Below are 8251 nucleotides of genomic sequence, written 5' to 3' on the forward strand. Positions count from 1 at the left end.
GTGCCGCCCCGCACAGGGGCGACGCGTGAAGCGAGCTAACGAATCGCGGATGCCATCGAAAAGGCAACTCGCGGATGCCAGCGCAAAAACCCAAAAACACCAAACCACAACGCAACAATCGACAGCGAAAAAAACCGCCGAAGGCAAAAAAAATCACTTCGAAATCGAAACGACCTTAGTCCCCGCGATCCGGTCATGCAGAAACTGCCGGCTCACCCCAACCCTGCCGACAGCCGCATAAAAAACGAACCAAACCCCAGCAACAACCAGCGTCTGCGGCACCTTAAGACCAAAAATCGGATGCACCGCCAAAGGCGGCAAAAACCACAACCAGGCAAGCACATAACGCAACACAGCACGCGTCAGGGAAAGCCTCCCGCCATCCTTGGCGGCCACCACCCGTAAGCGCCACGTCTTCATCGGCAGGGTCTGCCCGCCGTGTGTCCAGAACCAGACGAAGTACACGCCGACCACCAGCCCCACCCAGGCCGCGAGCCAGTTGTGATGTGTGAGCCCGTTGCGCTGCTGCGTGAGCGTGCTGAACAGATACCCCGCGAGGAACACCACGCCAAACAGCAGCACACCTTCGTACATCAGCGCGGCGAGCCGCCGGCGTACGGTCGGCGTCGAGGGTTCTACGGATTCGGGCTGGAGCGGCACGGCTGCGGAGTCGACGGATGTGGACACAGGCTAGGCCTCGGTTGCCGTTGATGAGCCCGCGACGCAGGCTCGCAGAGGGATTATGAGCCGTTGAAGATGGACGGTGCGTCGGAGGGCGAAACAGGCGTCGGCGTGGCCGGCACGAAGCTGCCGGTGCCGGGAATGGCGGGCGCGCCGGGTGACGGCGCCGCGACGCCGGCGGACGCACCTGCCGTCGCAGGCGGCACAGGCACGCTCGCGAGCTTGTCCTTGCCGTTCACCAGCCGGTTGATGTCCTTGATCTCGGACTTGCCGGAAGGCGGCGCGCTGACGACGGTCGGCCGGCGCTTGTGCTCGCTTGCGGCGAGCTTTTGCTTCTGCTCTTCAGGCAACTGCTGGTACGCCTTCCACGCGTTTTGACGCGCCTCACGCGGCAGTTCTTTCGAGACCTGATAGTTCTCGCGCGCGACGCGCCGCTGCTCCGGCGTCATGCGCACCCACTCGGCCATGCGCTCGTGCAGTACTTTCTGCGCTTCCGGCGTCATCTTCGGATAGCGCGACGCAATTTTCAGCCATTTGCGCTTGCGCTCCTCGCTGAAAGCGTCCCATTGCGCGGCAAACGGCGCGAGCGCGACGTGTTCGGCGTTCGACAGTTTCGACCACGCCAGCGGACTGGTCGAGATGGGCAAGCCCGGCAGTTCGACGGTCAACGCCGGCGCGGCTGCCTTCGCGGGTGCACCGCTGGCGGGCGCCGCGGCGGGCGTGGGCGTCGGGTAGAAGCGCGGATAGGTGGCGGCGAATGACACCAGGGCTGCAATCACGCATCCGGACACAACGGCAAGGCCGCGCTTGTAACTCACCCGTCAACTCTCCCCGGTCAGTGGTTGCGCGTCAGGTACGCGTTGAACCCGTGATCGAGATAGGCATTGAGCGGCAGGTCGTCGCTCAGCATGGCGGCATCGATATCGGCGAGCTCGGCCGTGCGCTGGTGGTCTTCCCACCACGCGATGCCCGCGAGTCCGATCACCAGCGCGAGCACCGGCCAGGCGAGCGCGAGTTTGCGCAGGCGCGGCAGGCGGCGCGAAGGTTCCGGTTGCGGCATGTGGGCAAGCGTCCCCGCGCCGACGAACACGGGCGCGAAAGCGGGCGCCTGCACGGCCTCAGGCTTCTTGCGAGCGAGTGCGGCACGGCGCGCAGCGGCGAGCCGGTCGGTCGTGGCGGGCGGAATGCGGGCAGCGTTTTCGTCGAGCGCGCGCCGAAGCTGCAGCGCAAACTCGAGTTCTTTTGTTTCGGGAGCGGAGCTCATAGCGTGATTCCTTTGGCCCTGAGCGCTTGCGCCAGCGTGTGCGTGGCCCGTGAGCAGTGCGTTTTCACACTGCCTTCCGAGCAGCCCATCGCAGCGGCAGTCTCAGCGACATCCATATCTTCCCAGTAACGCATCAGAAACGCCTCCCGTTGACGAGCCGGCAACTTTTGGATTTCGTCGTCGATCAACTGCAGGACCTGTTCGCGTTCGAGCCGCTGCTCGCTGCTCTCCACGCCCGTCGAGCCGTCCTGGCTTTCAAATGTTTCCAGCGGATCGAAGTCTTCGTCGTCGGCACTGCCCAGCGATGAGAACAGGCTCACCCAGGTATTGCGCACCTTCTGCCGACGGAAATAGTCGTGCATCGCATTCTGGAGAATACGCTGAAACAAAAGCGGCAGTTCAGCAGGAGGACGGTCGCCGTATTTTTCGGCGAGCTTGATCATCGCGTCCTGCACGATGTCGAGCGACGCGTCGTCGTCCCGCACGGCGTAGACCGTCTGCTTGAACGCGCGCCTTTCGACGCCCGCCAGAAAATCGGCGAGTTCCTTGTCTGATGCCATCCGTTGGGGGTCGGCGCAGCGAGTGTGCGCGGAATCGGTCGAAAAATGTCGTAAAACTCGCGGATGCTAACAAACTTTCACCCGAGCCGGGGAAAAACGCGGCAGGCTTTTGCCATGCATCGAGCTTCGAACGCGAAATATGCCATTTCCGTCAAGGCAACCGCAAGCCGTACGTAACGCATGTGTAAAACGGTCGAAAATGGACGATGAAACGCCGGACGCCGTCAATCATGGAAATATTTGCTTGACCATCGGACGTATCGTAGATATCGTCTACGGTTCGCAACATAAGTGACTTGTCTCATTTGAGGTTGGCCCAAGAAGCCTTCCTGTCAAACTGGACGCGCCGCTTGAACCCGAGCCACAAGCCCGGCAGAGAGCACCCGATCAATTTTTTGCCGAAAATTCGAAAGGTGAATGATGAATATGCCCAGCGCGGAATTCTCCACGTCGGATACCACCCCCCATCACGAAGCTGACTCTATCGGCGCCACCGTGCTCATGAAGGCACTGGCCGACGAAGACGTCGAATTCGTCTGGGGCTATCCCGGCGGCTCGGTACTCTACATCTACGACGAGCTTTACAAGCAGGACAAATTCCAGCACGTTCTCGTGCGCCACGAGCAGGCCGCGGTTCACGCCGCCGACGCCTATGCGCGCTCGACCGGCAAGGTCGGCGTCTGCCTCGTGACTTCCGGCCCGGGCGTCACCAACGCGGTGACGGGCATCGCAACGGCCTATATGGACTCGATCCCGATGGTGATCATCAGCGGCCAGGTGCCGACTGCTGCGATCGGTCAGGATGCGTTCCAGGAGTGCGATACCGTCGGCATCACGCGCCCCTGCGTGAAGCACAACTTCCTCGTGAAGGACGTGCGCGATCTCGCCGCCACCGTCAAGAAAGCTTTCTATATCGCCCGTACCGGTCGTCCCGGCCCGGTGCTGATCGACATTCCGAAAGACGTGTCGAAGGCGGCTTGCCAGTACGAACCGCTGAAAAGCGTGTCGCTGCGCTCGTACAACCCCGTCACGAAGGGGCACTCGGGGCAGATCCGCAAGGCCGTCGCGCTGCTTTTGTCGGCGAAGCGCCCGTATATCTACACGGGCGGCGGCATTATCCTCGCGGATGCATCGCGCGAGCTGAACCAGTTCGCCGATCTGCTCGGTTATCCCGTCACGAACACGTTGATGGGGCTGGGCGGCTATCGCGCGTCGGACAAGAAATTCCTCGGCATGCTCGGCATGCACGGCACGTACGAAGCCAACATGGCGATGCAGCACTGCGACGTGCTGATCGCGATCGGCGCGCGTTTCGACGACCGCGTGATCGGCGACCCGGCGCACTTCTCGTCGCGTCCGCGCAAGATCATTCACATCGACATCGACCCTTCGTCGATTTCGAAGCGCGTGAAGGTGGATATCCCCATCGTCGGCGACGTGAAGGAAGTGCTGAAGGAACTGATCGAGCAGTTGCAAACGGCCGAGCATGGCCCCGACACCGCGGCGCTTGCCGACTGGTGGAAGGAAATCGAAGGCTGGCGCTCGAAAGACTGTCTCAAGTTCGACCGCAAGAGCGAGATCATCAAGCCGCAATACGTGGTCGAAAAGCTGTGGGAGCTGACGGACGGCAACGCGTTCGTCTGTTCGGACGTCGGCCAGCACCAGATGTGGGCCGCGCAGTTCTACCGTTTCAACAAGCCGCGCCGCTGGATCAACTCGGGCGGTCTCGGCACGATGGGCTTCGGCCTGCCGGCAGCAATGGGCGTCAAGATGGCGCATCCGGATGACGACGTCGTCTGTATCACGGGCGAAGGCTCGATCCAGATGTGCATCCAGGAACTGTCCACCTGCAAGCAGTACGACACGCCCGTCAAGATCATTTCGCTCAACAACCGCTATCTGGGCATGGTGCGCCAGTGGCAGCAGATCGAATACAGCAAGCGCTATTCGCATTCGTACATGGATGCGCTGCCCGACTTCGTGAAGCTCGCCGAAGCGTACGGCCACGTCGGCATGCGGATCGAAAAGACCGCTGACGTGGAACCGGCGCTGAAAGAAGCACTGCGCCTGAAAGATCGCACGGTGTTTCTCGACTTCCAGACCGATCCGACCGAAAACGTCTGGCCGATGGTTCAGGCCGGCAAGGGCATCACGGAGATGCTCCTCGGATCGGAAGATCTATAACGAGCGCGTTTTGGCGCCGGCTCCGTCATGCACATCTCCACAAAAGATGAGCGCGGACGGAGCGGTGCAAATCGCACGCATCGCATACATCGATATCTGGAAGAAGCGAACATGAGACACATTATTTCCGTTCTGCTGGAAAACGAACCGGGCGCGCTGTCGCGCGTGGTCGGCCTGTTCTCCGCACGCGGCTACAACATCGAAACCTTGACGGTGGCGCCGACCGAAGACCGTTCGCTGTCGCGCATGACCATCGTTTCCATTGGCTCGGACGACGTGATCGAACAGATCACGAAGCATCTGAACCGCCTGATCGAGGTGGTGAAAGTGGTCGACCTGACAGAGGGCGCCCACATCGAGCGCGAGCTGATGCTGATCAAGGTGAGGGCGGTCGGCAAGGAACGTGAGGAGATGAAGCGGATGTCGGATATTTTCCGCGGCCGCATCATCGACGTCACCGAAAAGACCTACACGATCGAACTGACGGGCGCGAGCGAGAAGCTCGACGCGTTCATCGAAGGGCTCGACGCCACCGCGATTCTCGAAACGGTCCGCACGGGCGGTTCGGGCATCGGACGCGGCGAGCGTATCCTGAAGGTTTAACGACCCGGCAACATCGGTTCGATCCGCGCCGGGCGTTGCGTCAAGCGCCCGGCCCAAGCACTACACACGCAACATTTTTCTGAATTTCGCCAAGGAACAGACATGAAAGTTTTCTACGACAAGGACGCCGACCTCTCCCTCATCAAAGGCAAGCAGGTCACCATCATCGGCTATGGCTCGCAAGGCCATGCTCACGCGCTGAACCTGAAGGAAAGCGGCGTGAACGTCACGGTCGGTCTGCGCAAGGGCGGCGCATCGTGGAGCAAGGCTGAGAACGCAGGCCTGACGGTCAAGGAAGTGGCGGAAGCCGTGAAGGGCGCCGACGTCGTCATGATGCTGCTGCCCGACGAGCAGATCGCCGAAGTCTACGCAAAGGAAGTGCATGGCAACGCCAAGCAGGGCGCAGCGCTGGCATTCGCGCACGGCTTCAACGTGCATTACGGCCAGGTGATCCCGCGCGCTGACCTCGACGTCATCATGATCGCGCCGAAGGCTCCCGGCCACACGGTGCGCGGTACGTACTCGCAAGGTGGCGGCGTGCCGCACCTGATCGCGGTCGCGCAAGACAAGTCGGGCGCAGCGCGCGACATCGCGCTGTCGTACGCAGCGGCGAACGGCGGTGGCCGTGCCGGCATCATCGAAACCAACTTCCGTGAAGAAACGGAAACGGACCTGTTCGGCGAGCAGGCTGTCCTGTGCGGCGGTACGGTCGACCTGATCAAGGCCGGCTTCGAAACGCTGGTCGAAGCGGGTTACGCGCCGGAAATGGCGTACTTCGAGTGCCTGCACGAACTGAAGCTGATCGTCGACCTGATCTACGAAGGCGGCATCGCGAACATGAACTACTCGATCTCGAACAACGCCGAGTACGGCGAGTACGTGACGGGTCCGCGCATCATCACGGACGAGACGAAGAAGGTCATGAAGGAAGTCCTGAAGGACATCCAGACGGGCGAGTACGCGAAGAGCTTCATCATCGAAAACCGCGCTGGCGCGCCGACGCTGCAATCGCGTCGCCGTATCACGGCCGAGCACCAGATCGAGCAGGTCGGCTCGAAGCTGCGCGCGATGATGCCGTGGATCGCGAAGAACAAGCTGGTCGATCAGTCGAAGAACTAATCTGCCTGTTTTTCTTCCTCCGGCGCACGAAATGCGCCGGAAGCATCAAAAAGCCGTCCAGGTGTGCTGAACCCTGGACGGCTTTTGCTATCCTACGGTTTTCAAAAAGACTGAACCCAACCTTATGAATTACCCTCATCCGATCATCGCGCGCGAAGGCTGGCCGTTCATCGCCATCGCGGCCGTCGTTGCGTTGTTGATCCACTTCATCGCAGGGTTCGGCATTGCCTGGATTTTCTGGCTGTTGCTCATCTTCGTCGTGCAGTTCTTCCGCGACCCCGCGCGGCCCATTCCGACGCAGGCCAACGCGGTGCTGTGCCCGGCCGACGGCCGCATCGTCGCTGTCGAAACCACGCATGATCCGTACGCAAACCGTGAAGCGCTGAAGATCAGCGTGTTCATGAACGTGTTCAACGTGCATTCGCAGCGCTCGCCGGTCGACGGTGCGATCTCAAAGGTCGAATATTTTCCGGGTGCGTATCTGAACGCTGCGGTCGACAAGGCGTCGACGGAAAACGAACGCAACGCGGTCGTGATCGAAACGGCGAGCGGCGCGACGGTGACGTCGGTGCAGATCGCGGGCCTGATCGCACGGCGCATTCTCTGCTACGTCAGGGCGGGCGAGCCGCTCACGCGCGGCCAGCGCTACGGCTTCATCCGGTTCGGTTCGCGCGTGGACGTATATCTGCCCGTGGGCAGCCGCCCGCGTGTGTCGATCGGCGAGAAGGTCTCGGCTTCGTCCACGGTTCTGGCTGAACTATAAAGCGGCACAGGGAGGGTTCGATGGCCGCATTCAAACCGCGTCGTCCTCGTAGCAGCGGTGCGCCGCAGCCGCGACCGTTCAGGCGCAACAAGCCGTCCGTGGTAACGGAATCCGTGATCGACAGCCGGCGCGCCGCGCGGCAGCAGTTTCTGCGCAAGCGCGGGATCTACCTGCTGCCCAATGCGTTCACGACGGCGGCGCTTTTCTGCGGGTTCTTCGCCGTCGTACAGGCGATGAACGTGCGCTTCGAAGTCGCCGCGATTGCGATTTTTGTCGCGATGGTGCTCGATGGGATGGATGGGCGCGTTGCGCGCATGACGCATACGCAGAGCGCATTTGGGGAGCAGTTCGACAGTCTGTCGGATATGGTGTCGTTCGGCGTTGCGCCGGCGCTTGTGATGTATGAGTGGATTCTGAAGGATCTCGGGCGCTGGGGCTGGCTCGCGGCGTTCGTTTATTGCTCGGGGGCGGCGCTTCGGCTGGCGCGGTTCAATACGAATATTGGTGTTGTCGATAAGCGGTTCTTCCAGGGTATGCCGAGCCCGGCTGCGGCTGCGTTGATCGCTGGTTTTGTCTGGCTTGCTACGGATAATCGCGTGCCTTTGAAACTGGTCTGGTTGCCTTGGGTTGCCTTTGCTTTGACCATCTACGCGGGCGTGACCATGGTGTCGAATGCGCCGTTCTACAGCGGCAAGGCGCTGGATGTGCGGCATCGGGTGCCGTTTGCGGCGATTCTGCTCGTGGTGGTCGCGTTTGTGCTGGTTTCTTCTGATCCGCCTTTGATGCTGTTTGGGCTGTTTGTGCTTTATGGCCTGTCGGGGTACGTGTTTTGGGCGTATCGCGTCGTGAGAGGGATGGGGAATCCGGCTCGTTCCTCGCAGCGGCCTGGTTAGTGGGTTTTGGTTTTTTTTCTGTCTGCGACGCTGGGGTGGTTTGCTTGCGCTTGCGCTTGCGTTTGCCTTGGTGCTTTGCGCGCGGTGCTGGTCGGGGTGTTTTGCTTTTGCGCTGGCATCCGCGAATTCTTAGCGCGCTTCAGGCGTCGCCCCTGTGCGGGGCGGCACCTACTTTTCTTTGCCG

General features: G+C 61.4%; 10 protein-coding genes. 5 read left to right on the forward strand and 5 right to left on the reverse strand.

The window, feature by feature from the left end; all coding sequences use genetic code 11:
- Positions 1 to 153: 153 nt before the first annotated feature.
- The 4 genes from KFO72_RS40625 to KFO72_RS40640 are packed head-to-tail and all read right to left on the reverse strand — an operon-like array spanning position 154 to position 2505.
- A complete protein-coding gene (locus tag KFO72_RS40625) occupies positions 154 to 687 on the reverse strand; it encodes an RDD family protein (protein WP_374727128.1) in 534 nt (177 codons plus the stop codon).
- A 53-nt stretch (positions 688 to 740) separates the two neighbouring features.
- Entirely contained in the window at positions 741 to 1499 is a 759-nt protein-coding gene (locus KFO72_RS40630; protein ID WP_054930060.1) for a DUF3106 domain-containing protein, read from the reverse strand.
- 17 nt (positions 1500 to 1516) lie between these two features.
- A complete protein-coding gene (locus KFO72_RS40635; RefSeq protein WP_180720077.1) occupies positions 1517 to 1945 on the reverse strand; it encodes a DUF3619 family protein in 429 nt (142 codons plus the stop codon).
- Positions 1942 to 2505 carry an RNA polymerase sigma factor gene (locus KFO72_RS40640; protein WP_036003788.1) on the reverse strand — a complete coding sequence of 188 codons (564 nt, stop codon included), beginning with the start codon at positions 2503 to 2505 and terminating at the stop codon, positions 1942 to 1944. Before KFO72_RS40640 ends, KFO72_RS40635 begins: the two co-directional genes overlap by 4 nt.
- 420 nt (positions 2506 to 2925) lie before the next feature.
- Here KFO72_RS40640 and KFO72_RS40645 point away from each other — a divergent pair, with 420 nt between their 5' ends.
- The 5 genes from KFO72_RS40645 (at position 2926) to pssA (ending at position 8067) form a co-directional block, all read left to right on the forward strand.
- Positions 2926 to 4689 carry an acetolactate synthase 3 catalytic subunit gene (locus tag KFO72_RS40645; RefSeq protein WP_054930064.1) on the forward strand — a complete coding sequence of 588 codons (1764 nt, stop codon included), beginning with the start codon at positions 2926 to 2928 and terminating at the stop codon, positions 4687 to 4689.
- Between the two features lie 111 nt (positions 4690 to 4800).
- Positions 4801 to 5292 carry an acetolactate synthase small subunit gene (gene ilvN / locus KFO72_RS40650; RefSeq protein WP_007588180.1) on the forward strand — a complete coding sequence of 164 codons (492 nt, stop codon included), beginning with the start codon at positions 4801 to 4803 and terminating at the stop codon, positions 5290 to 5292.
- A 21-nt stretch (positions 5293 to 5313) separates the two neighbouring features.
- On the forward strand, positions 5314 to 6411 hold the full coding sequence (ilvC, locus tag KFO72_RS40655; protein ID WP_224100115.1) for a ketol-acid reductoisomerase: 1098 nt from the start codon (positions 5314 to 5316) through the stop codon (positions 6409 to 6411).
- A gap of 124 nt (positions 6412 to 6535) precedes the next feature.
- Complete coding sequence (locus tag KFO72_RS40660; protein WP_054930062.1) at positions 6536 to 7174, forward strand: phosphatidylserine decarboxylase; 639 nt, start codon at positions 6536 to 6538, stop codon at positions 7172 to 7174.
- Between the two features lie 20 nt (positions 7175 to 7194).
- Positions 7195 to 8067 (forward strand): CDP-diacylglycerol--serine O-phosphatidyltransferase, encoded by an 873-nt coding sequence (pssA, locus tag KFO72_RS40665; protein WP_036003794.1) that lies wholly within the window; start codon positions 7195 to 7197, stop codon positions 8065 to 8067.
- Here the strand turns inward: pssA and KFO72_RS40670 are convergent.
- Positions 8064 to 8251 (reverse strand): hypothetical protein (locus KFO72_RS40670; RefSeq protein WP_225034464.1); only part of this gene is annotated, 188 nt, incomplete at its 5' end. The two genes, pssA and KFO72_RS40670, sit on opposite strands and share 4 nt — an antisense overlap.

It is taken from the genome of Paraburkholderia sp. XV (assembly GCF_020177535.1).
Classification (GTDB): domain Bacteria; phylum Pseudomonadota; class Gammaproteobacteria; order Burkholderiales; family Burkholderiaceae; genus Paraburkholderia; species Paraburkholderia caribensis.